This window comes from Nonlabens sp. SY33080, from assembly GCF_011784885.1.
Lineage (GTDB): Bacteria > Bacteroidota > Bacteroidia > Flavobacteriales > Flavobacteriaceae > Nonlabens > Nonlabens tegetincola.
The window spans coordinates 1,474,161-1,497,793 of the sequence record NZ_CP050461.1; the positions used below are offsets into that span (position 1 = coordinate 1,474,161).

General features: G+C 35.4%; 23 protein-coding genes. 10 read left to right on the top strand and 13 right to left on the bottom strand.

The window, feature by feature from the left end:
• Nucleotides 1-20: 20 nt before the first annotated feature.
• The gene (locus HCN53_RS06845) at nt 21-1,739 is read right to left on the bottom strand and encodes a TonB-dependent receptor (protein WP_167342460.1); all 1,719 of its coding nucleotides are present in this window, start codon (nt 1,737-1,739) and stop codon (nt 21-23) included.
• Between the two features lie 43 nt (nt 1,740-1,782).
• Complete coding sequence (locus HCN53_RS06850; protein ID WP_167342461.1) at nt 1,783-4,803, bottom strand: tetratricopeptide repeat protein; 3,021 nt, start codon at nt 4,801-4,803, stop codon at nt 1,783-1,785.
• Between the two features lie 120 nt (nt 4,804-4,923).
• Between HCN53_RS06850 and HCN53_RS06855 the strand changes: the two genes are divergently transcribed.
• From HCN53_RS06855 to HCN53_RS06865, 3 genes are read left to right on the top strand one after another with little or no spacing between them, the layout of a single operon-like run.
• Nucleotides 4,924-5,607, top strand: coding sequence for a cell division ATP-binding protein FtsE (locus HCN53_RS06855; RefSeq protein ID WP_042277440.1), 684 nt, complete (start codon nt 4,924-4,926; stop codon nt 5,605-5,607).
• Nucleotides 5,608-5,609: 2 nt separating this feature from the next.
• Nucleotides 5,610-6,470, top strand: a complete 861-nt coding sequence (locus HCN53_RS06860) for a glycosyltransferase family 2 protein (protein WP_167342462.1) — start codon at nt 5,610-5,612, stop codon at nt 6,468-6,470.
• Entirely contained in the window at nt 6,467-7,366 is a 900-nt protein-coding gene (locus tag HCN53_RS06865; protein ID WP_167342463.1) for a glycosyltransferase family 2 protein, read from the top strand. Before HCN53_RS06860 ends, HCN53_RS06865 begins: the two co-directional genes overlap by 4 nt.
• Nucleotides 7,367-7,377: 11 nt before the next feature.
• Here the strand turns inward: HCN53_RS06865 and HCN53_RS06870 are convergent, their stop codons facing one another.
• Nucleotides 7,378-7,779, bottom strand: coding sequence for a sugar 3,4-ketoisomerase (locus HCN53_RS06870; protein ID WP_105019572.1), 402 nt, complete (start codon nt 7,777-7,779; stop codon nt 7,378-7,380).
• The gene (locus HCN53_RS06875) at nt 7,779-8,588 is read right to left on the bottom strand and encodes a glycosyltransferase family 2 protein (protein ID WP_167342464.1); all 810 of its coding nucleotides are present in this window, start codon (nt 8,586-8,588) and stop codon (nt 7,779-7,781) included. Before HCN53_RS06875 ends, HCN53_RS06870 begins: the two co-directional genes overlap by 1 nt.
• Nucleotides 8,589-8,620: 32 nt before the next feature.
• Between HCN53_RS06875 and HCN53_RS06880 the strand changes: the two genes are divergently transcribed.
• The gene (locus tag HCN53_RS06880; RefSeq protein WP_167342465.1) at nt 8,621-9,757 is read left to right on the top strand and encodes a glycosyltransferase; all 1,137 of its coding nucleotides are present in this window, start codon (nt 8,621-8,623) and stop codon (nt 9,755-9,757) included.
• Between the two features lie 127 nt (nt 9,758-9,884).
• On the opposite strand, the gene HCN53_RS06885 is transcribed toward HCN53_RS06880, so the two are convergent.
• The 6 genes from HCN53_RS06885 to HCN53_RS06910 all read right to left on the bottom strand — a co-directional run bounded on the left by HCN53_RS06885 (nt 9,885) and on the right by HCN53_RS06910 (nt 14,731).
• Nucleotides 9,885-10,172 carry a hypothetical protein gene (locus tag HCN53_RS06885; RefSeq protein WP_042277429.1) on the bottom strand — a complete coding sequence of 96 codons (288 nt, stop codon included), beginning with the start codon at nt 10,170-10,172 and terminating at the stop codon, nt 9,885-9,887.
• Nucleotides 10,173-10,271: 99 nt separating this feature from the next.
• A complete protein-coding gene (locus HCN53_RS06890) occupies nt 10,272-10,931 on the bottom strand; it encodes a DUF6705 family protein (protein ID WP_167342466.1) in 660 nt (219 codons plus the stop codon).
• A gap of 72 nt (nt 10,932-11,003) precedes the next feature.
• The gene (locus tag HCN53_RS06895; protein ID WP_167342467.1) at nt 11,004-12,347 is read right to left on the bottom strand and encodes a dihydrolipoamide acetyltransferase family protein; all 1,344 of its coding nucleotides are present in this window, start codon (nt 12,345-12,347) and stop codon (nt 11,004-11,006) included.
• 134 nt (nt 12,348-12,481) lie between these two features.
• Entirely contained in the window at nt 12,482-13,570 is a 1,089-nt protein-coding gene (locus HCN53_RS06900; RefSeq protein ID WP_167342468.1) for a glycosyltransferase family 2 protein, read from the bottom strand.
• Nucleotides 13,571-14,188: a recombination mediator RecR gene (gene recR, locus HCN53_RS06905; protein ID WP_167342469.1), complete on the bottom strand. Its 618-nt coding sequence runs from the start codon at nt 14,186-14,188 to the stop codon at nt 13,571-13,573.
• A 3-nt stretch (nt 14,189-14,191) separates the two neighbouring features.
• Nucleotides 14,192-14,731: a DUF1599 domain-containing protein gene (locus tag HCN53_RS06910; RefSeq protein WP_167342470.1), complete on the bottom strand. Its 540-nt coding sequence runs from the start codon at nt 14,729-14,731 to the stop codon at nt 14,192-14,194.
• Between the two features lie 54 nt (nt 14,732-14,785).
• Between HCN53_RS06910 and folP the strand changes: the two genes are divergently transcribed.
• Genes folP through HCN53_RS06930 form a run of 4 tightly spaced genes read left to right on the top strand, consistent with a single transcriptional unit; the run spans nt 14,786 to nt 18,009 of the window.
• Nucleotides 14,786-15,616 carry a dihydropteroate synthase gene (gene folP / locus HCN53_RS06915; RefSeq protein ID WP_167342471.1) on the top strand — a complete coding sequence of 277 codons (831 nt, stop codon included), beginning with the start codon at nt 14,786-14,788 and terminating at the stop codon, nt 15,614-15,616.
• 18 nt (nt 15,617-15,634) lie between these two features.
• Nucleotides 15,635-16,411 (top strand): diadenylate cyclase CdaA, encoded by a 777-nt coding sequence (cdaA, locus tag HCN53_RS06920; RefSeq protein WP_060523974.1) that lies wholly within the window; start codon nt 15,635-15,637, stop codon nt 16,409-16,411.
• A 3-nt stretch (nt 16,412-16,414) separates the two neighbouring features.
• Nucleotides 16,415-17,197, top strand: a complete 783-nt coding sequence (locus HCN53_RS06925) for a DUF3667 domain-containing protein (protein ID WP_167342472.1) — start codon at nt 16,415-16,417, stop codon at nt 17,195-17,197.
• Nucleotides 17,197-18,009, top strand: a complete 813-nt coding sequence (locus HCN53_RS06930) for a DUF3667 domain-containing protein (RefSeq protein WP_042277411.1) — start codon at nt 17,197-17,199, stop codon at nt 18,007-18,009. Before HCN53_RS06925 ends, HCN53_RS06930 begins: the two co-directional genes overlap by 1 nt.
• On the opposite strand, the gene HCN53_RS06935 is transcribed toward HCN53_RS06930, so the two are convergent.
• Together HCN53_RS06935 and truA are read right to left on the bottom strand one after the other, a co-directional pair.
• A complete protein-coding gene (locus tag HCN53_RS06935) occupies nt 18,006-19,781 on the bottom strand; it encodes an ABC transporter ATP-binding protein (protein WP_105019579.1) in 1,776 nt (591 codons plus the stop codon). The two genes, HCN53_RS06930 and HCN53_RS06935, sit on opposite strands and share 4 nt — an antisense overlap.
• Nucleotides 19,782-19,882: 101 nt before the next feature.
• A complete protein-coding gene (gene truA / locus HCN53_RS06940) occupies nt 19,883-20,644 on the bottom strand; it encodes a tRNA pseudouridine(38-40) synthase TruA (RefSeq protein ID WP_167342473.1) in 762 nt (253 codons plus the stop codon).
• A gap of 82 nt (nt 20,645-20,726) precedes the next feature.
• On the opposite strand from truA, the gene HCN53_RS06945 reads away from it, so the two are divergent.
• Nucleotides 20,727-21,215 (top strand): metallophosphoesterase family protein, encoded by a 489-nt coding sequence (locus tag HCN53_RS06945; protein WP_167342474.1) that lies wholly within the window; start codon nt 20,727-20,729, stop codon nt 21,213-21,215.
• Nucleotides 21,216-21,344: 129 nt separating this feature from the next.
• Here HCN53_RS06945 and HCN53_RS06950 read toward each other — a convergent pair whose 3' ends face one another.
• Nucleotides 21,345-21,755 (bottom strand): DUF4293 domain-containing protein, encoded by a 411-nt coding sequence (locus HCN53_RS06950; RefSeq protein ID WP_042277404.1) that lies wholly within the window; start codon nt 21,753-21,755, stop codon nt 21,345-21,347.
• Nucleotides 21,756-21,937: 182 nt separating this feature from the next.
• Between HCN53_RS06950 and rho the strand changes: the two genes are divergently transcribed.
• Nucleotides 21,938-23,629: a transcription termination factor Rho gene (rho, locus tag HCN53_RS06955; RefSeq protein ID WP_167342475.1), complete on the top strand. Its 1,692-nt coding sequence runs from the start codon at nt 21,938-21,940 to the stop codon at nt 23,627-23,629.
• Nucleotides 23,630-23,633: the final 4 nt, after the last annotated feature.

Here is a 23,633-nt window from a genome sequence, read left to right on the forward strand (position 1 = left end):
CGCTTTCGCGAAAGCGAAAATTAAAAATCAAACTTATAGACGATTCCTCCTAAGACCTGTAAATTTTGAACTGGATAACCGTTAAAGTATTGGTAGTTACCACCGGTGAGATTATTCCCTCTTAAAAAAGCGGTTAACTTAGGGTTGATTTTATAGTTGACGTCTAGGTTTAAATCAACAAATCCATCAATGGTCTCTTTTCCAACTCCTATTCTATAGGCATCTCTCTCTCCAACATAATATAAAGTTAGGCCTGTACTCCATTTTTCATCAATTTTATAATTAGCTGTTAGATCTGCAGTAAGTTCTGGCAGATTGGATGCTATATTTTCAAAAGCATCACCTTCACTTACATCAAAAGATCTTCCTGTAACATTTAAAGTTACATCGAGCGCTGTATTTAAGGTCACTCCTAAAGAAGCTCCATATAATACTGTATTCAAATCTCCATAGGAAGTATAAAAAACATTCCCGTAATCATAAGATTGTAAATCACCAATAGTAAAACGTGAACCGTCATCGGTAATATAAAAATTACGATTTTTCTCAATTCTATAACCTCCAAATACTTTATAACCAAATACTCCTAGTTTTCCTTTGAATCCAGCAATTGCATCTAGCTGTCTGTCTGTAGGCGCAATAGTAAGTGCCGGAGCTATGAACACATTTTCATCTGCAAATTGTTGTAATGAGTTTACGTCAAATCCACCACCAATCTCGGTAAAGGCAACTACGGTTTCTTCTGCGAGGATATAACTTGCTGTTATGTCTGGATATACATAAATATCACATTCTGAATTTTCTATATCGGTAGCATAGTTCACGCGTGCTCCTAGTTCTACCTTGTAATTATCACCGTATAAATTGACACTAGGGTATAAACCAGCGTTGAATAATCCATAATCAGTTGCAACAGGAATAAAAACTTGTTGATCAAACGAACTGCTTAAATAATCCAATTCCACACCTAGACCAACCTCAGTATCCATAATATCAAAACCTAGTTGTGGTCGCAATCTTGCTCTAAATTCACTCGCATCATTTCCTGAACTCACTCCGGTCAATTGTACATCAGCTTCCTTAAATACACTATCAAAAAAGCTAGCTCGTCCTCCTATTCCATAACTAAAATAAGAAGTTGCAACATCTAGATCTTCTTCTGGTTGAGTAGGCACGTTATCATAAACACCATACCAGTTTGCAGTTTGATACCTACCGCCAGCAGTAATGCTCCAGTTCATATCTCTAGATCTAGTTCCATAAGATACGTCTAGACCGGTATCAGAAAACGAATCATCCAGTCGTACCTCATCAATACCACCTTGAGAAGAATTATGGTTAAAAAACACACTTACATCACTATCTCTATCAATTTCAAAATTAGTTGCAAATTCACCAAGTATATTTACATAATTACCTAAACCTAAGCGAGCATAATTACGATAAAATTTTTCTTTACGTTTAGGTTTTAAACGATCTAATTTTCCTGTAGCAGGTGTAAACGTACTAGCTACTGGCACAGAGAATATACTGTAGGTAACAGGCTTTTTCTTGACTTTGGTAGTATCATTTACATTAGGAACGCTTTTCACCTTAAATGCGTCGCTTATGGTAGGATCATAAGGTTTGACTACAGTAATGGTACCACCGTTAAGCTGGTTTTCCTCTTCTTCTTGAGCTATAGCAACACTAGTCCCTAGTATTACAGTCGAGATTAAAAATGATATATAAAATTTCATATGATTCAATTTTTTAAGCAATTCAATAACTGTGTTTCTCACTTTAATTTTGACTCGCTGGCACTACAGATGAGTTTGTTTTTGCTTCCTTAGTTTTAATAAAATCTAGTTCTTTTTGAGCTTCTTCCACCACTTCTGGATACTTAGTAAAATTCTTAATGACAGCTTCTAAAATAGTAGTAGCGTTTAGTGTCTCACCTTTGGCGTAATAACTTTTTGCCATAACAACCAGGCCTTTGGCACTCCACAATTTATATCCAGCATAGTTTTTACTTAGGCTGTTTGCCGTTGCAATTGCCTCGTCGTGATTACCATCTTTATTTTCAAAATAAGCTTTAAAGTAAGTTGCTTCTGCCGCTAGATTTCCAGTCGCATTCTGTCTTACGTTTTCATAAGCGGCTCTTGCATCAGATTCCTTGTTCTGTTTCCATGAAGAACGAGCGATAACAATTTGAGCATCGTTTTTCACAGCAGTTTCTGCAGTTGCATCATTCAACACCTGATTTGCATAAACGATGGCTTGTGAATAATCTTCAGTTTCGTAAAAAGCCCTCATTAAATTAGACCTTGCATAAGAAACATTTTGAGGAAAATCTGCTAGTTGTTCCAATTGTTTAAGAACTGGTATCGCTTTCGCGAAAGCGTTATCACTTAAATGAATCTCACTTAATCGAGCCAATGCTTGTTCGGTAAACTGACTACGTTCTTTAGAAATCACGTACTCATAATGAGGTATACTTTCTTGTTTTTGATCTAAAGAGAACTGTGCCTGTGCTAAATAAAAATGAGCTTGAACGGCATGTTTACCATTAGGAAACTGATCTAAATACTTTTTCATTTCACGAGCGGTACCTTGCATATCACCTCGCACGAAAGGCTGTTCTGCACTTTCATAGGCTGTATCATCAAGTTCACTATCTGTAATTTCAACACCTTCTAAACTTCTTACCCAGGTAGCATACTCTGCCGTTTTACCTTGATCGATATAAACTTGTCTGGCGCTGCTAATTGCTTCTGCAGCTTGCGGTGTGCCAGCATATTTACTTGCTACTTGTTTAAAAACGCTAAGAGCTGCATCTAATTTACCATCGTTATAAAGTTGCAACCCTTTTCTCATCATCGCTGGTGAGGTAAATGAACTACGTGGAAACTCACTGATTAACTGATCATAGGTTTGTAATCCATTATTAACCTGATTATTGTTGATATAGGTATTACCTAATTCATACAACACATCGTCTCTATAAGGTGATCTTTTAAATTTATTCAAAAAGGTTTTAAGATCTTCAATTTTTCTATCTGGCTTACCTACAAATCCATAAGAAATGGCTTTTTGAAATGCGGCATAATCTGCATTTCTTCCATTCATTGAAATAGCCTTGTTATAAGCTTCCATTCCTGGCCAGTATTTCTTAGTCACAAAATTAGCATCTCCTATTCTTAAGTAAGCATCGTTCAATCTTACTTGATCTACATTTGGTTTATTTGTAAATGAAGTAAATGTAGTTATCGAATTATCGTATTCTTTGAGCTTAAAATAAGTGTATCCTAAATCGTAATCAATAAGATCATCCTCGATAATACGAGATGAAGATGCCTTTGCCATTTTATAATTATCAAGTGCTGCCTGATAATTGTTTACCATATAGTAAGAAGCTGCTCTCCAGAAATAAGCACGTTTTTTAAGCTCACCCTGATTTGTATACTTTACAGTTTTATCTAGTTGATTAACTGCATCGCTATATTTGGAATCATTGTATAAGTTGATAGCATGGTAAAAGGCAACCTTTGCATAAGTCGCTTCATTTCCTTTAATTCTGCCATTTTCTAGAAGGTCTAAAGCCTCGGCATAATTTTTTGAAGAGAAATAAGAATCGATTAAAAACTCATTCATTTCATCAGAATGCTGGTTTTCGGGATATGATTCCAAATAACCTAATATTACAGATGGCACACTATCGTAAGGATTCCCGTTTTCATAACTAAGTTTTGCATAGTTATAAGAAGCATCTTCTGTAATTTTTTCATCAAGATTCATTTCACTTGCTTTTTTAAAAGCATTAAGTGCATCCTCGCGTCGATCAACTTTAATATAACTTAATCCTAAATGATAGTAGGCATTTTGTGCTGTAGCATTAGTCCCGTCAACTATTTTATTAAAAGTCTCAATAGCCATAGAATAATTGCCCATTTTATAATAAGCGTATCCCAATTGATAGTAGTCGTTGTTATTCCATTTGCCACGGGTACCTTCATATTTTTCTAGATAGGGCAATGCCTCGTTATACTTTTCTTGATTGAATAAGGATTGACCTATAATACGATTAAGCTCTGATTGTTCCTTGCGGTTAGATTTGGGTAATTGCTCCTGGGCTAGTTGAATAGCTTTATCAAAGTTTCCTAGTTTATAATTAAGATCGGCTTGATAATAAGATAGCTTTTCATCAACTTCTGGTGACTCTTCAACTTGATCAAACAAATCACTTGCTTCTTGCAGTTCATTTCCTTCATAAGCGATGTAACCCAAATAATATTTTGCTTTGCTTCCATAGGTAGGATCATCGCTCACTCTGTTTAAATACTTTTTTGCTTCGTCGTATTTTTTTGATTGTACGAGAGTATATCCTGTGTTGAAATAGTATCTAGTCGTTTGTTTTTGCGAAAGCGTGCTTTTATCAACCCTAGTATACCATTTTGCTGCGCGATTGTAGTTACCATTATCAAAGTAATAATCGGCCACATCAATAATGGCGTTATTTTTTTTAGGATTAGTCGGGTATTTCTCCACAAACTGCTCTATGAGTTGGTCTGCATTTTTTTGATTAAGTCTGACTGCGCAATTTGCGATGTAATAAGCGGCATTAGACTGTATACTTTCATCATCTACCTCGCGTGACACCTTCTCAAACAGCCGTTGTGCTGCTAGGTATTGATTCTCGTCATATAAATCTAGCGCTTGATTATACATCGCTAGATCATCAATATAAATTTTAGATTGTTGAGCCTGCAACGGCATGGCGATTCCCATGATTAGAATAGCCGCGATAGCAATTTTCTTTAACATAAATCCTTTTTTATGGTAAGGTAAAATTAGACACTTACTACAATACAACGCAGGAAAGACTGTTTAATTATTCATAATGTTTTCCACATCAATGATTAACTTTGTAAGAAACTGTTTTTTATGTCAAACCCTGTTTTATCTTTAAATGAAGTTGATATTTTTCAACGAGACACTATGATTCTCAAAAACATCAATTTGAATATTGAAAAAGGAGAATTTGTATACCTAATAGGTAAAACGGGAAGCGGTAAAAGCTCCTTAATGAAAACCTTATACGGTGATCTACCTTTAAAAAAAGGATCCGGTACTATTGTCGATTTTGATTTAGCTCGCTTGCGCGAAAAAGAAATACCACACCTGCGTCGTAAGCTAGGAGTTGTTTTTCAAGATTTCAAATTACTTACCGATCGCAACATCAATGAAAATTTAAAATTTGTGCTCAAAGCAACAGGCTGGAAGGACAAAAAAGCAATGAACGATAAAATTGAAGAGGTTCTTAATAAAGTAGGTATGAAAACCAAAGGTTTTAAATACCCTTATGAAATAAGCGGCGGAGAACAACAACGAGTGGCTATAGCCAGAGCTTTGCTTAATGATCCCGAACTTATCATTGCTGACGAGCCAACCGGTAATCTAGATCCACAAACAAGTGTTGAGGTGATGGAAGTTCTACAAACCATAAATAAAAATGGTAATACTATTCTCATGGCCACGCATGATTATGCACTTATTCTAAAATATCCCTCAAAGACATTAAAATGTGACAATGGGGAAATATTTGAAGTGGTTCAAAAAGCGGTTTAATATTGAAAATCACCATAGGAATACCAACCTTCAATGATGATCCTAATAGATTAATTGATCAATTAGTACGTTATTACAGCAATGTTATTCATGAAATTATCATTTATAACGATGCATCTACTATTCCTATAAATGTGAGCTCACACAAACTAGTAACCTGTTTAAACGGTATTCAAAATTTAGGTGACGTAGAAAGCCGCAGAAAAATAGCAGAAGCTGCCACTACCGATTGGATTTTATTTATTGATGCAGATATACAAATACCAACTATTAATTTCACAAGCTCGTTCCTCGTTCATCTTGATGAATTTGAATTAGTATACGCTACGGTAACTTACCAAGAGACCCTTAATAATCCCAACCATTCTTTAAGATGGAAATATGGTATTTCAAGAGAACAACGTAAACCTAGTAATAATAATGAGATCTATAAATACTTCGTTTCTGCTTGTTTCATTATTCAAAAAAAGCAGTTCTTAGACATTTCTAAAAATGTACCTAAGGGTTATGGACTAGATATCTGGCTCGCCAAACGATTTAAAGAAGAGCAAATTAAAATCAATCATGCGTCCACTCGCATTATACATTTAGGCTTAGAAGAAAACAGAGTTTTTTATAATAAGTCCATTGAAGGAATTAAAAACACCGCTTTACAATATAAAAATGGTCAACTGGATGGAGCATCTAGACCGGTAATAACTCTTTATGAACGGATAAACTCATTAGGTCTAAGCAGCGTTTTCACAAGCGTGGTTACATTTTTTAAACCTAGATTAGAACAAAATATTCTAGGAAAAAATCCTAATCTTAGGTTTTTTGACATTTTAAAATTATACCATTTTATAAAGTCAATAAAAGCATGAATTGGATAGTTGCAATACCACTTTATAACAAATCAAGCACGATAGAAAGGTGTTTAAAAAGTGTATTATCCCAAAGTCTAACAGAATTTGACTTGTTGATAGTCAATGATGGTAGCACCGATAATAGTATTGCGATAGTTGAAGAACGTTTCTCTGATTCACGAATCAATATCGTAACTACAATTAATAAAGGTGTAAGCAATGCAAGAAATATCGCTATTAACTATGCTGTTGATCATGAACACCAGTATATCGCCTTTTTAGATGCAGATGATTACTGGGAAAACAATCATTTGGAACTTCTGGATCAGCTTTTTAAACAGTACAAAGACATTCAAGTTGTCGCGAGTAATTATATCACTCACTTTAACAACTATATAAAATCAAATGTTTTTTCAAAACCCGTAGAAACAACACAAATTCTAGAGGATTTGTTTACTTACTCATTTAAAAGTTTTCCTTTGAGTAGTTCTAGCTTTGCCTGTAATGTTGAAGTTTTTGAGAAAACAGGTAACTACAATACACAGCTCACTCATGGTGAGGATACAGAATTATTTATTCGTCTAGGAAAACTCTATAAAATTGGCTTTAACACCTCGGTTACAGTTCACATAGACAGAACCTTATCAGGAAGCTCGTCTATTGCAATAAAAGACAGAAAGCACCCAGAATTCATCCATTTAGATGATAGTAATAACTTACCCTTGCATGCTTTTATTCAAACCAATCTTTGGCGCATTGCTATAGAACACAAAATGTATGGGCAATCTGATTCCTTTGAAGAGATCAAAAAGAAAATTGATAAAAACTCGCTTACCGTAAAGCAATTATTTCTACTAAATTTACCTGGTAAATTACTTTACTACTTACATCAATTTAAAACAAGAAAAGACTAGTATTCATATAACTAGCTATCACCTGTAACAGCTTTGACGAAGTCTTTTTTTACTCTTATGTAATCTGACTCACTATACTCATGCGAGGCAAGCACTAGGCACATAGAACCACTCGAAAAATCTTTAAGTTCTCGCCACATCATGGTAGGAATTAAAAGTCCTTTATCTGGTTTGTTTAAAACAACCTCTTGAGTAGTTTTACCATCAAATAAAGTAACAGTAAAGCTACCACTTACTGCAATCAACAATTCCAAACATTCTTTATGCGCGTGTCCACCGCGGTATGAATCACTAGGAACATCATACAAGTAATAAACCCTATTTATTTTATAAGGAATAGAGTCTTTTTCAATTACCGCAAGATTTCCTCTAGGGTCGGTTATTTTTGGTATGTCTAATATTTCTAACTTCATTACTTGGATGATTTAAGATAGGCATTGGCTCCTTGAACAAACACCTGATACTTTTTGAGTAACACAGGCAAATTAACAACATATCCCTTACGTAGTAAGAAAAACATATATTTCAATGCCATTAATTTAACCGGTCGATTATCAAACGCGGCTAAAGCACCTCTTGCCTTTATAACCCTATCTGTGACAACCATGTCACTACTTGTTGTTTTAGGATGCTTAACAACGAACTTGGGATCAGACATCAACGAGACACCTTTATCTAGAGCCTCTTTTAAGAATATATAATTCTCTGAATCTTCAAACGTACTTCCTAGACCAAATCTTTCATCATAACTCAATTTATTGATAATCTCTTTATGCTTGAAAGTAATTTCTGGAGAAAGCACTTTTCTTATACTTTTCCTATCATGCTGTTTACTAACATCACCCAGCGTATAATACGGCTCATTATCATCACTCCTTGTTTTAAAAGTTATTATAGCTGTATTGTTTGTGTTATGCGACTCAATGACTGATTCAATTGCGCCTGGCAATAGCTGTACATCATCATCTAGAATCCAACACAAGGGTTTACTTGCATTTTGAATTGCTATATTCCTACTGCGAGATAATCCTAATTGCGCATCATTGATTACTTGTATATTGGAGTATTCACTGTCCAAAACTACCGTACCTTGATTGACAATAATGATATTCTCAGTAATTTCACTTATTGGCTTTGAAAAAATACGTTCCAAAAAACTAAGATCACCGCGATTCATAGTCGCAATGAGAATCTCTAAATCATCAATGGTGTATCTATTCAAGCGTGTTATCTTTACCTCAAAGATAGTTTTTTATGCGCATCTTACTCATAGGCGAGTACAGCGGTTACCACAATGCCCTTAAACACGGTTTACAATCTCTAGGTCACGAGGTTGTTATTGCTGGTGATGGTGATGGGTTTAAAAAATTTCCCGTAGACGTCGACTTAGGTAGCGATTATTTTAGGCGCAATTGGTTTAGAGAAAAGATAAAAGTAGCGTGGTGGAAACTTACTGGTAACAATCTAGAAGACTATTTGAGATTAGCTCGCTTTCGCGAAAGCGAAAAAAAACTAGCAAATTTTGATATAATTCAATTCATTAATTCAAACGCATTAGGTTGTGCACCCAACATAGAATGGCAAATGATGCAACGATTACTGGAAAACAACAGTAAGGTCTTTTTAATTGCCTGTGGTGATGATTGTGAATACAGCAGCTACCTAGTAAACCAACATAAAGACTATTCAATTCTTAAGGCAGCCGAAAATGCTCCAGAAGGAAAAGCAGTTCTTGATCACACCTACAAATATTTGGGTAAAGGATATCGCGATAATTATAACAAATTGATGAAGCGTTGTGTGAATATCGTTCCCAGTAATACGGACTATGCCATGGCACTCACTGATCAAAATAAGGCAACTAGTATCATAGCTGCTCCTGTAGTCGTTGAAAATATCCCAGACGAGATAAACCACGATCTTAGTGTGATTGAAATATTTATGGGTATTAATCGCGGTAATTACTGGAAAAAAGGTATCAATTATTTTGAGAAAGCTCTAGAGATTGTAAAAGAGAAATACAAGAGTAAAGTGAATATTACCATAGCTGAAGATTTACCCTATACCGATTACATTACCAGCTATAAAAAAGCACATGTTTTACTGGATCAAGTACTATGCTATGACCAAGGATACAACGCCTTGCAAGCCATGTTACGAGGCAAAGTTGTTTTTGCAGGTGCAGGTGAACCTTATTTTAAATTTCATAACATTGATAAAATTCCTGTTATCGACGCAACGCCAGATGTGATGGATATTGTAGATAAACTGAGCGAACTTATAGAAAATCCCAGCACCATAATTGAACTAGGTAAAGAAGCTAGAAAACACGTCATTCACTATCACGATGCGGTAAAAATAGCTAGACAATTTGAGCATCTCTATAAATAATGATGTAATAAACAACCATGCTCTTTTTACATATAATTGAAAGACACTAGGTTATTAATAAGATACGTTGATTAAAAAAAACTGATAATGAATTGATAGAGTTTAATCAACTTACTCGAAGGATAGATTATTTATTTTTCCACTGTATATCGATACCTGAAAAATCTGCTTTGGCTTGTTCTTTAGCTTGTGAAGGAATCATAAATTCAAACTCTACATTCACTTCTAGACCATCGTCTAGGTAGAACAGCATGGTTTCTTCACCTTCATAGTCACATATGACCAAAGCATGAACTTCTTTTACGGTAAAAAACTCTGGATCTTTGTATTCCTGAGGTTCAACAAACTCAAAATAGTGAAGTACTCGTGCTCCTTTAAAAAATTCTATCTGCGGCAAATACAAGTCTTTTTCCATGTTGCAAAAATAAATCTTTCTATAAGGGTTTTATCAAGATGATTAAATAAAAAACCACCTAAATACTTAGGTGGTTTGAATTATAGTACATGGTTAATATTAAGATTGCTTTATTAAAGTCATTTCTTCTGGTAGCACAAAATCATACTCACAACCACGACCAAAAGCATTTTGTTTAATACTTCTACCAAATCTCTTATAATGAATAGATCCTACGGTGGTTGTACCATTAACGTTATTTGTTGTGGTTTCATACTTAAGTGAAAACTGTTTGAAACCTGGATGTTCACACAACTCACCGAAATACTCATCATACCTTCCGTATACAACACTATAACCAAGGTCTGCTCCCACAGACTGCCCATTTAAATGGATCTCTTGATTTAAATTAACTTTGGTAAAAACTATTTGCTGGAAGGCATCATCTCCTATCCTAAATCGAGGATCAGATTCTTTAACCAGCACACCATTTTCATAATATTTATATTCGAGTTGTAATAAATCTACAAAGCACTTAGTCTTCCAACCAAAACCTTCACGTTCTCGTTGATTAATAGATATTTCTACCTTTCTGTAGCTATCTTCATATACCCAAGTTCCAACAAATTTATCTTGATCATTATGAATATCTTTATAATAATCACCCGGTTGTGCATCAGTATTAGGCATAGTAAACAGATACAAAGTTCTTAAATCGTGAATGCTTGTGTGTGAGTTGATAATTAAAAAGGCTAATAGGAGAAAAAAATATTTAATCATACGTAGCAATTTAATAAAAAACCACCTAAATACTTAGGTGGTTTTTTTAGTTTAACTATAATTTTCAAGTATTTAAATAGTTCTATTAGGATCAAAACTTTCTAGTAGCTGCGCCACTCGTTGAACAAACTGTCCACCTAGAGCTCCATTTACTACTCTATGGTCATAACTGTGAGACAAGAACATTTTCATTCTTATACCTATAAAATCACCATCTGGAGTTTCTATTACTGCTGGCACTTTTCTAATCGCACCTAGTGCTAGAATACCAACTTGTGGTTGGTTAATGATTGGTGTTCCTAGTACAGAACCAAAGGTACCAACATTGGTCACCGTATAGGTACCACCTTGTGTATCGTCTGGTTTTAATTTACCATTTCTAGCTCTATTTGCAAGATCGTTAACCGATTTTGCCATTCCGACCAAATTAAGTTGGTCTGCATTTTTGATTACCGGAACAATAAGGTTTCCATCTGGTAAAGCAGCTGCCATACCTAGGTTAACGTTCTTCCTTTTTATTATTTTATCACCATCAACTGATATGTTCATCATTGGAAATTCCTTAAGAGCTGTTGCTACAGCTTCCATAAAGATTGGTGTAAAGGTTAAATTCTCGCCTTCTCTAGCTTTGAAAGCATCCTTATTCTTTTTACGCCAGTTCCATATTGTGGTTACATCTGCCTCTATAAAACTTTGTACGTGTGCACTAGTTTGCACGCTAGCTATCATGTGATGAGAGATTAGTTTACCCATTCTACTCATTTCAATGATCTCATCTTCTCCATTGACTGATACTGGAGCAGCCTTAACTGGAGCAGCAGCAGGTTTTGAAGCTGCAGCTGTTGTAGCTGCTGCAGGTGCTGGAGCTGTTTTACCAGCTTTTTTATCTTCTACGTAAGCTAGGATATCGTTTTTAGTAACGCGTCCATCTTTTCCTGTCCCATTAATCGCCTCTAATTCTTCTAGTGAAATGTTCTCCTCTTTGGCAATATTCTTAACAAGCGGAGAGTAAAAAGAATCGCTGTTTGCGTAGTCGTTATCCACCTTACCAGCAGTAGCCATTCCTTTATCAACTTGTGCTGTAGCGGCTTTTACAGCCTCAACAGGTTGTACAGTTGCCTCGGCCGGCGTAGAATCGTTACTGGAGGATGATGCAGCGTCTGTAGCTGAATCTCCGTCAGTTTCTATAATCGCAATAGTTTGTCCTACTTGAACTACATCATCTACTTGAAATAGGATTTCTTTAAGAACACCATCTACCTCACTAGGCACTTCACTATCTACCTTGTCGGTAGCTATTTCTAGTACAGGTTCATCCATTTCTATGGTGTCACCTACATTTTTAAGCCATGTGGTTATGGTAGCTTCTGCTACCGATTCTCCCATTTTAGGTAATTTTAATTCAAATGTTGCCATGATTTTACAGCTACTATAACGTTTTCAATTAGTTTACAAAAGTAAGCAATTAAATAGAGCGTTTAGTGTATTCACAACAAATTAAGAATTCGATAAGTATCAATTACGATATTCTCAATAAATCAAGATTAATTTTAAAATATTTCTATTTTTCCTTGACTGTTTTTGTCGTCACTTCCTACCGCTGTACTCCTATCCAAACTTAAAAATCTATACAAGAATGACCTAGGGTTATCTTTCATATAGTGAAGGACATCTTCTATTAAAAGGGAATTAATGTCCCAATATAACGCAGTATTGCTACAAGAAGTCGCAGGCAATGTATCCATAGAACACACCTCATCAAAACTAGGCAACCCTTTATTAACCTGATTTGTCACCAGAATCTTTTTCTTAATTTTTGGATTAGGCTGAGTATTTTTTATAGGCTTAATGGATAAAACTTTTACTGCTATTTTAACAACCAGCTTTTCAAGTAAATTGCGTTTGAAATATTTGTCGTAAAACAATTCCATCGCGCCGTAAAAGCGCTTTAGGTATTTTTTATCCTTTACAGTACTCTCACCTTTAAAATGAACAACGAGAGCGTCACCTAAATAATAATTTTGCAAATTATTGATTAATGCGGTGTATGACAGATCTATATCCTCGCCATACATAAAATATCGTTCATCAAATCCTCCTAAATCTTGGTAAACTTTCTTCCTACAAAACATAAAGGCTCCTACCAGGATCTCAACAGGACCTCTTGAATCTTTATCAATATCATTGAAATAATACTTGTCGTCGTGGCCTAAAAATTTTGCTCTTGCAACTTTTGGAGTAGGTAAATGCCTTTTGCTTTCTGGTAAAAAGGTGCCTGATCCATCAATGAGTTGGGTCCCTACAAATCCTAAATATGAGTTCGCTTTCGCGAAAGCGAGACAATTCAAAAACACATTTTCACCAACTATGGTATCGGGATTGAGAATACATAAGTAAGTACCACGAGCTTGTTTAACGGCTAGATTATTTCCTTTGGAAAAACCATAGTTTGAGCCAAAAGGCAATAAGGTTACCTGCGGATATTTTTCTCTAACCAGTTGAACACTATCGTCAGTAGAACAGTTATCAGCGACTATAATCTCACTAGAAATTTTTTGTGTAGCTCTAATGACACTATCCAAACATAAGCGTAAGAACGGTGCTGCATTATAATTGAGAATTACTACACTTAACTCCATCTAGCTTTTCATAGAGTTTTCATAGGGCACTCGATGCAATATACTGCGACCTAGGGTAACCTCATCGGCAAATTCTAACTCGTCTCCTACTGCGATACCACGTGCGATGGTTGATGTATTCACCTCTAGATCTGACAGTTGTTTGTAGATATAAAAATTAGTAGTATCTCCTTCAATAGTAGGACTAAGCGCAAAAATAAGCTCCTGTATTCCTTCTTCCTTTACACGGTTAATCAAGCTAGGAATATTAAGATCTTGTGGTCCTACACCATCCATGGGACTTATTTTCCCACCTAAAACATGATATAAACCCTTATACTGACTAGTGTTTTCTATGGCCATTACGTCGCGTATATCTTCTACCACGCAAACTAAGTTTTGATCACGATTATGACTAATACAAATTTCACAAAGGTCGTTGTCACTTACATTGTGACACTTTTTGCAAAATTTGAGGTCGTTGCGCATACTCAATAAGGATTGAGCGAGCGCATCGGTCTGTTGTTCTGGCTGTCGCATTAAGTGCAGGACTAAACGCAATGCTGTTCTCTTACCTATTCCAGGTAATTGAGACACTTGGTTAACAGCCTCTTCTAATATTTTTGATGAGAAATTCATGTATTATGAGTCTCCTAAATGTATCATAGCAAACACAGAATAATTGATCATATCTTGATAATTTGCATCCAGACCTTCAGAAACAAGGGTTTTACCTTCATTATCCTCAATTTGCTTTACTCGTAACAGTTTTTGCAGTATGAGGTCGGTAAGCGAGCTTACTCTCATATCACGCCATGCCTCACCATAATCGTGATTTTTATCCATCATTAATTGTTTAGTAATTGAAGCATGATGGTCGTAAAGCTCTAGTGCCTGTTCCAGATTTAAATCTGGTTGATCCACTACACCTTTGTCTAATTGTACGAGCGCCATTAATGAATAATTGATAATTCCAATAAACTCACTTTCTTGACCTTCGTCAATTTTTGATTCGGTTAATGTTTGTAAACCTCTTATACGTTGCGCTTTGATAAAAATTTGATCAGTAAGCGATGGAAGCCTGAGAATGCGCCACGCAGCTCCATAATCTTTCATTTTATTAGAAAACAACTCGCGACATTGTGCGATAACGACATCGTATTGCTTACTTGTATCTGACATAAAGGTTTAAATTTGGTGTAAATTTAGTTTCATTTTTTCACATAACCCTATTTCATGTCGACTATCAATTGTGCTGGCACACTAATCAATCTTTCAAAAGCTCATACCATGGGTATTGTAAACGTTACTCCAGACTCGTTTTATGATGGTGGTAAGCTCAAGTCTGATAAAGATGTACTCACCCAAGTGGAACGCATGCTCGATGAAGGAGCCACTTTCATTGATATAGGTGGTTACAGTTCTAGACCTGATGGGACTGATATTAGTGAGCAAGAAGAGATTAGAAGAGTTATTCCTGTCATCGAACTTGTTGCAAAAAGCTTTAACATTAAAGGGTTGAGTTGTGACAGCTTTCGCGGAAGCGTGATTAAAAAGGCCCTACAACACGGCGCAAGCCTAGTCAATGATATAAGCGCAGGACTTATTGACCAATCCATACTACCCGTGGTAGCAGAAGCACAAGTACCTTATGTTATGATGCACATGCGCGGCACACCACAAACTATGAAAACTCTTACTGAATATGATGACCTCATTCATGAGATAAATTATTATTTTTCTGATAGAATCGCTGCAGCACGCGCGCTAGGAATCAATGATATAGTAATTGACGCTGGTTTTGGTTTTGCTAAAACTAGAGAGCAAAATTTCACTTTGCTTAAAAACATGAGTTTATTGCAAGCGCACCAAGTTCCTATTCTAGCAGGAGTTTCAAGAAAGTCAATGATATATAAAACATTGGATACAACCTCGGACAAAGCGTTAAATGGAACTACTGCCCTACACATGATTTGTTTACAACAAGGTGCTAAAATTTTGAGAGTACATGATGTGGCGCCTGCCATGGAATGCATTAAACTATTTGAAGAACTGCAAGAAAATTAATTTCTATTTTTACAACTTATGGGCCTACCTGATTTTAGAATTGTAGATTTAATTGATATTGTATTATTTGCCTTTTTGGTTTACTACATATACCGGTTAGTTAAAGGAACTGCTGCGATTAATATCTTCATCGGGATCATTATCTTTTTGGTGATTTATCAAATCACGGTTACTCTTGAAATGAAGCTTTTAGGGTTAACACTAGGTGCCTTTGTAGGTGCTGGTTTTATTGCCCTAGTTGTAGTTTTTCAACAAGAAATCAGGCGTTTCTTATTGATGATAGGAACAACAAACTTCACTAGTAGAAAAAAGTTGCTACGCCAATTGAAGTTTTTTAGAGAAGATTCGACAGCACAACATCATGTTGTAGATGAAATTGTAAGCGCCTGTTTTACATTAAGTAAAACCAAAACAGGCGCGCTTATCGCTATTAAACGGGACGTTTCTATGGATTTTGCAAAAAACACAGGAGACAATATGGACATTCTTGTCAATGCTCCAATACTACGTAGTATCTTTTATAAAAACAGTCCCTTACATGATGGCGCTGTGATTGTAGAGGATAATAAAATCACTGCCACTAGAGCCATTTTACCGGTAAGCAATAGTAAACAAATACCTAGTAGATTTGGCCTTAGACATAGAGCAGCTCTAGGTATTACTGAAAGGACAAATGCTATAGCGGTTATTGTAAGTGAAGAAACAGGCCAAGTATCTCTAGCTCATGAAGAGGAATTAGAAACGTTTCAAGACGAGAATAAACTCGCCGAAAAAATGAAGACTTTATTATCCTAATTTATGGAACGTAGCTGTAGAAATTGCAACCAAATGCTATATCATGGACATGATTACTGTCCAAAATGTGGCTCAAAATGGATTACAAAACGGCTTACCATAAATACGATTACCAGAGAATTTTTTGATCGATACCTGGGTACTGACAATGTATTAATATCAACTTTCAAAGCTCTTATACTTCAACCAGAAATTGTAATTGACAACTACATAAAAGGTCAACGTAAAAGATTTGTAAATCCCATAAATTGGTACTTAATAAGTCTTACACTCATCGGTCTTCAAATGTTTATTCTTAAGAACTTTTTCCCAGAATTATTAAACCTAGTCGATATAAGTGAAACGAACAAACTCGAGTTATTCAACTATTTCTATGACTATTTGGGTGCGTTAACTTCTTTATTCTTGCCCTTGTACGCGTTTACTGGCTGGCTTGTATTTTTTGATATACGTAAGTATAATTTTGTAGAACATCTTGTATTATTTGTATATGCTTTTGGGCTACTCAATATGGTTACTGTAATTTTTACACCTTTAATGATTGTACTTGATATTAGCTATGGAGCAACATCCATCCCAATATCTCTTATTAGCGTCATTCAAATAGGCTGGTATTACAAAAGAATTTTCAAATTAAGTTTAGGACAAACGGTACTCAAAGCCATTCTATCGAGTATCATCTTTAGTACACTTCAAATAATATTTATCATTATTACAGCGGTTTTTGTTCTAGGCGGCATCTATTTGATCAATCCAGAATACCTAAAAGCATTTAAAACAAATTAATGGAACGAGTTTGTAAAAATTGTAACCACATCTTCTACGAGAAGCACAACTATTGCTCTAATTGTGGTTCAAAATGGATTGAAAACAGAATCACAATGCGCAATGTAGCAGCTGATTTTGGCGATATGTATTTAGGGATAGACACAAAATTTGTGAGAACTTTTTTAGATATGTTTACCAAACCTCGTGATGTCATCAATGGATACATTAAGGGACGTCGCATGAATTATGTAGACGCTATCAGGTATTTATTTATAAGCTTGTTTTTCACTGGAATTACGGTATTTGTAATGAAACATACCGAAATAGAATTTTTAAATACGAGCGATTTAATTGATATGTACAAAAGAATGGGCATTCCTGAAAAAGACGCGATAACTCAGGCAAATGCTTTTTCTCAATCTACTGAGTTTACTCAAAACTACATGTCTATAATAGTCTTGTTATCAATACCTATATATGCTCTTTGGGGTAGAATAACATTTTGGGGAAAGAAGAAATACAATTATACCGAACAGCTGGTCATTCAAATGTATTCCTATAGTCAATATGCCATTGCTACTACACCTATTGCTATAGCTATTTTAGTTCTTGCACCAGATTATTATGGAGTATACACAATATTTACATTGCTCACGCTTTTTTTGTACAACGTTTATGTGTATCAACAACTTTTTAAACTAGATCTGGCCCAAACGGTAATGAGAAGTTTACTATTCTTTGTAGTAGCTATAGTTTCTTATATAGGTCTTATTATACTTGTTGTTCTAGCTATGATTATAGGAATGATTGTATTTAAATTCCTGATTTAGGCTACTTCTTGCTGTAAAAATTGAACCTCGTATAAATTGCGGTAATAGCCATTTTCTTTTTGCAGCAATTCTTTATGTGAACCTATCTCGACTATTTCACCAGCATCCATTACAATTATTTTATCTGCTTTTTTAATAGTAGCCAATCGGTGCGCAATAACTATGGACGTGCGTCCTTTGGTAATGATGTCTGTGGCATCTTGAATTAATTGTTCACTATAAGCATCAACAGAACTTGTAGCTTCGTCTAGAACTAAAATACTAGGCTTACTCACGTAGGCTCTCAAAAAGGCGATCAATTGACGTTGACCAGAACTTAACATAACGCCACGCTCCTTCACATTGTACTGATAACCATTAGGCAAAGACATAATAAAGTCATGAACTCCAATTTTTTTAGCAGCTTCAATTACGTCTTCTTCGGTGATGGATGGATCTTGCAGTGTAATATTGTTAAAAATAGTATCGGCAAAGAGAAAAACGTCTTGTAAAACAACTGCAATTTGTGACCGCAGTGAGTGTAGTTGGTACGCTTTCGCGGAAGCGGAATCAATCTTAATCACACCACTGTTAATTTCATAAAATCTCGATAACAAATTAATGATTGTGGATTTACCAGCACCTGTCGCTCCTACTATAGCTACTGTCTCGCCTGGATTAACTGTGAATGACAAATTCTTTATAACTGGTTCATTTTCTACATAACCGAAATTCACATTCTCAAATTCAATAGCACCTTTAAGATTTTCTGCCAGCATGGTACCTTCGTCTTCAATCTTAGAATCGGTATCAATTATGGTAAACACACGATTTGCTGCCACCATTCCCATTTGTAAGGTATTGAATTTATCGGCTATCTGCCTCAAAGGTCTAAATAGTTTTTGAGATAAATCTATGAACATAACAATGGTACCTATTTCTACTAAAAGAGAACCTTGGTCCAAATTAACCACAAATCCTATGTAAACGATAAGAGCAATAGTAATACTTGAGGCCATTTCGGCAATTGGGAAAAAGATAGAGTTGTACCATACGGTGCGCACCCATGCGTTGCGATGCTTGTTATTGATTTCCTTAAAACGTTCGTATTCTATTTTTTCGCGATTGAAAATTTGAACAATTTTCATACCGGTCACCCTTTCTTGAACAAAACTATTAAGATTACTAACCTGAGTACGCACCTCTTCAAACGCCTTTTTCATAGCTTTTTGAAATACTCGTGTGGCATACAAAATAAAGGGCATCACTATTAATGCCACTAGGGTTAATCGCCAACTATAAAAGAACATAAAACCTAAGACAACAACCATCTTAAGTAGATCGGATATCATCACAAATAAACCTTGTGAAAATATACTTGCAATGGTTTCAATATCACTTACTGCACGTGTTACTAATTTTCCAACTGCACTAGTATCAAAATATTTCATTTTGAAACCCATCATGTGGTCAAAAAGCTTCAAGCGTAAATCTCTAATAACCTGCTGGCCCAACCAGTTTGCATAAAATATAAAACTAAGCTGCAACAGCACCTCTATCATTAAAGCACCTATCATCATTGCGAGCACAGTGGTAAAACCTTCATACTCTTTTGGAACTATGTGTTCGTCGATAGCCACCTTGAACAAATAAGGCATAGCGATTGAAACTGCTGCAAGTAAAATTGCGCTCAAGGCTACAAAGTAATACGTAAAACGATAAGGTTTTGTATAGGCTAGGATGCGTTTAAATAAACGCAGGCTAAATGCATTTCCTGTTGTTTTATCTGCCATATGATTTTAGCTTCTTTAAAGCTTCAAATTTTATTTTTTAAAAGTAAGACAATAACCCTTTTAAGCGCTGATTATTCTATCGATTTTAACGATATCACAATTTAATCTTCTATTTTGAAAATATGATCCGGATAATGAACCCTGCTCAGGTAAAGTCCTTGGGCTGGTGCACTAGGACCTGCCATGGATCTGTTTTTGGATTTAAGAACCTCGTGCAAATGTTCAACCGACATTTTATCATACCCTATTTCTAATAAGGTTCCTACAATGGCTCTTACCATATTTCTCAAAAATCGGTTAGCTTTAATATGAAAAATGACATGGTATTTTTGATGCTCAAATGATACATTCATTAAATCACACAAATACGTGTGTACGTCACTGTTTGACCTAGAGAAGCATTCAAAATCGTTATACTCTAGTAACAAATGAGCTGCTTTATTCATTTTATTAAAATCAGGCAATCTATATAGAATGTGTGAATTGTTATTGAAAAAAGGATCTGGTCTTAAGTGAAAATGATACTCATAACTGCGTGCAGTAGCATCAAACCTTGCATGAGCTGTTTCATTCACATTAACAACAGTAAAGACCGATATATCATCTGGCAACCATCTATTTAGTTTATAAACGATATTATCCAATTTGTTAGGATCATCTAGTTCAAAATGCGCAAACATTTGTTTTGCATGAACACCAGCATCAGTTCTACCAGCTCCTACAAGTGATATAGACTCACGCAACAGCAGCTGCATACCTTCTTCCAGTTTTTCTTGAACGGTAATAGCATCTGGCTGTCGTTGCCAGCCGTGATAATTTGTTCCATTATAGGCAAATTCTATAAAAAACCGATTCGATTTCATACTGCAAAGATAAGCGGCTGTTTGAGGAAAATAGGTAACTATTGACTGCTTTACTCCTTACTTTTGCGATAAAGTAAATTTCATGAAAATCCTATTACTTTCTGACACACACAGCCATATTGATGATTTCATATTAAAATATGCGCTCGAGACAGATGAAATATGGCACGCAGGAGACATTGGTGATTTAACGGTGACCGATCAGTTGTCCCAAATAAAACCACTTAAGGCTGTGTATGGTAATATTGACGATGACAAAGCGCGATTACAATTTCCAGAACACTTACGGTTTAATTGCGGTGGTATGGACGTATGGATTACTCATATAGGTGGATATCCAGGTCGTTACAATATGCGAGTAAAAGAGCAGATATACCATAATCCACCAGATATTTTTATCTGTGGTCACAGTCATATTCTTAAAGTTATGATGGACAAAAAGATCAATTGCCTGCACATGAATCCTGGCGCCGTAGGTATTCATGGATTTCATAAAAAACGAACAATGTTGCGATTTGAAATTAATGCTGGTAAGATTAGTAATCTTGAGGTTATTGAAAAGGACAGGTAAATCGTTCTAGATGAATCGTGATTTTTCTACTACGCTTTCGCGAAAGCGAGCTTTAAATTGTTTTAAAACAAAAAACCTGCAAGGTGGCGCCTCGCAGGTTTTTTCACTAATATCACTAAGATAAAATCGTTATCGCAATCGGTCCGCTGATTTTACGAGTTGTTCATCCTTCCGTATGGCCTTGTTTGCCAAGGCAAGTAAAACGATAGATAATACAGGAAGGAACATCCCAAGGCCTTTCTCAGAAACCGCCGTTCCTCCAGACCAAGTTAGGGCTCGATATACAAAAACTCCTAGCAAAATAAGATTAATCAGTATATTGAGTCTATTGATAACAAATTGTAACTGCCTATTTTTAAATAGGAAGATTGCAAATATAGATAAAACAGCACTTACCATAAAAGTACCAAAGTAAACTGAATCGTCTACACCTAGAAATTCATTACTATCGCCATTAAGATAAGCATCTACTACCCAAACTAATACACCAGAAACTAGTGCTGCCAGTATTAAGTAAATAGATTGTATACGTTGTATCATTACATATTTTCTATTGAGCAAAAATAAAACTTAGCCATTAAAAACAGTAGTTAATATCATTTTTTTAAGTATACTTGCAGTGTATTAGGTGTTAAACTACTGTTTTCTAGACCACCTAGACGCGTCAATTTTTTCTGATAAAATTGATTTAGTTCCCTTATAATCTTATCATTTAACAAATAATGTTTCAAATAGCTGATTTAAAATCAAAGAAATTACCTGAATTACAGGAAATTGCCAAGGATTTAAACGTACCTAAGTATAGATCCCTGCGCAAGTTGGATTTAGTTTACAAAATTCTAGATGTTCAAGCAGAAAACCCTAAAGTTCTAGAAAACCTAGACCTAGACAACAAAAGTGAAGATTCACCTAAAAAGCAGTCTAAACCAGATCCAAAAAAGGAATCAAGGACTGCGCCTACTAAAAATATCGAACAAAAGAAAGAACGTAGACCAAGAAAAAACAACAATCCAAAGTCAGCAGAAAAGGATAAGGAATCTAACACTTCTTCTAATAAAAGTCAGCCTTCTAAAAAAGAGAATAACACAGAAGAAACAAAAACCAACGATTCTAATAAGAATAATAAAAAGTCTAATGACAATCGTAACGAGAATCGTAATGAGAATCGTAACGATAATGACACTAGAAATAAGAACAACAATCGCAATAAGAACAATAACCGAAACAACAACAGCGGTAACAATGTTCCTAAAGGAAATAAAGATAACCGTAATCGCTATCGAGATCCAGATTTTGAATTTGATGGAATCATCGAGAGTGAAGGTGTTCTTGACATGATGCCTGATGGTTATGGATTTTTAAGAAGCAGTGATTACAACTACTTATCTAGCCCAGATGATATTTATGTTTCTCAATCACAGATAAGATTATTTGGATTAAAAACAGGTGACACAGTATTAGGTATGGTACGACCACCTAAAGAAGGTGAAAAATACTTTCCTTTAATTAAGATTTCTCAAATCAATGGATTAGATCCAAAGGTTGTTAGAGATAGAGTATCTTTTGAACACCTCACTCCATTATTTCCAGATGAGAAATTCAATATAGCCGAGAGACAATCCAGTATTTCAACTAGAGTAATGGATTTATTTGCCCCTATAGGAAAAGGGCAACGTGGTATGATTGTGGCGCAACCTAAAACGGGTAAAACAATGCTACTTAAAGATATAGCAAATGCTATAGCAGCCAATCATCCTGAAGTATACCAACTTATATTACTTATAGACGAACGTCCTGAGGAAGTAACAGACATGCAACGCAATGTAAGCGGAGAAGTAATTGCTTCAACTTTTGATAAAGAGGCGCATGATCACGTAAGGGTAGCTAACATTGTTCTAGAAAAAGCAAAAAGAATGGTTGAATGCGGTCATGATGTTGTTATCCTATTAGATTCTATTACCAGGCTAGCACGAGCTTACAACACTGTTCAACCTGCCAGCGGTAAAGTACTTTCTGGTGGTGTGGACGCTAATGCTTTACACAAACCTAAAAGGTTCTTTGGAGCTGCTCGTAATATAGAAGGTGGTGGATCATTATCCATCATAGCAACGGCATTGACAGAAACTGGTTCAAAAATGGACGAGGTTATCTTTGAAGAATTTAAAGGAACCGGTAACATGGAACTACAGTTAGATAGGAATATTTCTAATCGTAGAATATTCCCTGCCATTGATTTAACCTCATCGTCTACACGTAGAGACGACTTACTTCTTGATGAAAGCGTATCACAACGTATGTGGATTATGAGAAAATACCTAGCTGATATGAATCCGGTTGAGGCTATGGAGTTTATATCACAACGAATTAAACAGACAAGAAACAATGAAGAGTTTCTAATTAGTATGAATGATTAAACAT